The organism is Mesorhizobium sp. M7A.F.Ca.CA.004.04.2.1, from assembly GCF_004022825.1.
Lineage (GTDB): Bacteria > Pseudomonadota > Alphaproteobacteria > Rhizobiales > Rhizobiaceae > Mesorhizobium.
Window position 1 is genome coordinate 1 of sequence record NZ_RZPH01001088.1, and the last position, 1,945, is coordinate 1,945.

Here is a 1,945-nt window from a genome sequence, read left to right on the forward strand (position 1 = left end):
GCCCCTGGATCTCGGGTCCGGCCTGGAAGACGCGCTTCTCGTCGAACTCGCCGTAGTTCGGCAGATCGAGCTTGTAGCGTTCGGCGATGATCTTGCCGCCATCGGCGAAGACGATCGAATTGTGCGTGCCGCTCTTGCGCTTCAACGGCGTGCCGATGATGACGCCGGGACCGCCATCCGCGGTGTCGGCGGCAAAGTCCTGTGCCGTCTTTTCGCAGGCTTTCAAAAAGGCCGGCTTCAGCACCAGATCCTCCGGCGGGTAGCCGGCGAGGAAAAGCTCGGTATAGAGCACGAGATCGGCGCCTTGGCGTGCGGCATCCGCCCTCGCCTCGCGGGCCTTGGCGAGATTGCCTGATATGTCGCCGACAGTCGGATTGAGCTGGGCGACGGCGATGCGCAGGATGTCGAGCTTCTTGGTCATGCCTGCTGACTTAGCGCGGCAAAATTGCCCGGGCAATGGCGTTCGTTTGGACCAATTCGGACCGATTGACATACGTCAATCGTGTGCGGACCGATCGACGTGCTTCAATCGTGGCGAGACGACCAGGTATCAATCGTCGCCCATATATTCGCGCAACGCTTGCGGCGAATGATTCTCGCCGATCGACATCGCCAAGATGCGTGAAATATGCCGGCGCGGCAGGCCTGTCTGCACCACCCACTGGTTGATCTGTGCCTGGATCTTGTCGAGGTCCCTCTTCGAGGTCGGGCTTTCGGCGATGTCGAGGCCGGCGTCGCGCAACGCCGCGGCCATATCGCCCGAGATGACGAACGCATCCCAACCCAGCCAGCGCAGGAAATACTGGCCCGTATTGCCGCCCAACCGGCTGCCATGCTTGCCGAGCCAGGCCATCAGCCCGACCTGGTCGTCCGCCGGCCAGTTTGCGAGGAATTGGCCGAAGCCGCCATATTCCTTCGACACGCGCTCGACGAAGGCGGCGTTGTCGCGCACGGATCTGATCTTCTGCGGGTTGCGCACGATGCGCTGGTCGGCCGTCAGATCGTGCCAGAAATCATCGGGCTGGAACAGCAGCCGCTTCGGCTCGAAGCGCAGAAACGCCTCCTCGAAGCCCGGCCATTTCTGCTCGATGACGCGCCAGACGAAACCGGCGGCGAAGACGCGTTCGGCCATAACAGAGAGAATGCGGTCATCGGCGATGTCAGCCACGGCGGCATTGTCAGGCGCCGGACCCAGCAGCGACGTCAGTTCCTCTTCGCCGCCCTTGCGTTTTGCGGCGCGTGCGCGAATTTTCTTGAAATCGGCCATTGGTCCCTCGGCAACTGGAATCAATCTAACACTTCCCGTGTGAGCCGGCAGCCTCTACCTCTTACGGCAAGCCAAAGACCCTGGAGATGTCCATGAACAAGACGATCGACGACCTGGCGAACCGCTGGCTCAAGCGGCGGCCGGACGGCCTCAGCCAGCTCGAAAGCCGGGTGCTGCAATCGACGCTCGAACGCACCACCATCTCGCGCGACACCAACAAGACCGTCGCCTTCCACCAGACCTTCGGCGACCGGCTCGCCGACACGATCGCCCGCATCGGTGGGTCATGGTCCTTCATCCTGACCTTCATCGCCTTTCTGATCCTGTGGACATCAGCCAATGTCTGGCTGCTGTCGCGTGACGCCTTCGATCCCTACCCGTTCATCTTCCTCAATCTCGTTCTGTCGATGGTCGCCGCCTTGCAGGCGCCGGTGATCATGATGGCGCAGAACCGCCAGACCGAACGCGACCGCATCGACGCCGCCCACGACTACGAGGTCAACCTGAAAGCCGAGATCGAGATCATGGCGCTGCATGAAAAGCTGGATGAACTGCGCCACGGCCAGATTCTCGGTATGCGCGACGAGATCGTGCAACTGACCGAAATGATCAAGCGGATCGACGAAAGGCTGTCTTCGCAGCAGTCGGCTTCATGACCGACGCGATCCATCATTTCAT

3 protein-coding genes are annotated in these 1,945 nt (G+C 61.5%); 1 reads left to right on the forward strand and 2 read right to left on the reverse strand.

From position 1 onward, the window contains the following. Positions 1 to 421: nitrilase-related carbon-nitrogen hydrolase (locus tag EN893_RS31560; protein WP_281062515.1), on the reverse strand; the 421-nt coding region annotated here is incomplete at its 3' end. Positions 422 to 550: 129 nt separating this feature from the next. Further along, complete coding sequence (locus EN893_RS31565) at positions 551 to 1,267, reverse strand: DNA-3-methyladenine glycosylase I (protein WP_127268644.1); 717 nt, start codon at positions 1,265 to 1,267, stop codon at positions 551 to 553. A gap of 92 nt (positions 1,268 to 1,359) precedes the next feature. On the opposite strand from EN893_RS31565, the gene EN893_RS31570 reads away from it, so the two are divergent. After that, positions 1,360 to 1,923 (forward strand): DUF1003 domain-containing protein, encoded by a 564-nt coding sequence (locus EN893_RS31570; protein ID WP_127268645.1) that lies wholly within the window; start codon positions 1,360 to 1,362, stop codon positions 1,921 to 1,923. Positions 1,924 to 1,945: the final 22 nt, after the last annotated feature.